This window comes from Rhizobium sp. SVR5-9E, from assembly GCF_056755095.1.
Genome location: NZ_JBNDHS010000839.1, coordinates 1 through 230, shown reverse-complemented (window position 1 = coordinate 230; position 230 = coordinate 1). Strand labels below are relative to the sequence as shown.

General features: G+C 41.7%; 1 protein-coding gene. It reads left to right on the top strand.

Translation table 11 applies throughout. From position 1 onward, the window contains the following. Window positions 1-19: 19 nt before the first annotated feature. On the top strand, window positions 20-230 hold a 211-nt coding region (locus ACPYOJ_RS37205), incomplete at its 3' end, for a DUF58 domain-containing protein (protein ID WP_481420659.1).

Genomic DNA, 230 nt, shown 5'->3' with positions numbered 1-230 from the left:
CCTGAGAAAATATGAGCTGATGGCTATTCAGAGTGAGTTTTTGTTAGGAGGAATCAAGAAAATCAGAAAGCTGGGGCATACGATGGAATTCGAGCAGATCAAAGAATATGTTCCCGGAGACGATATCAGGACAATCAACTGGAAAGCGACTTCTAAAACAAACCGATTGATGGTTAATCAGTTTCAGGATGAAAAATCGCAACGGATCTTCATGCTGATCGATACCGGAC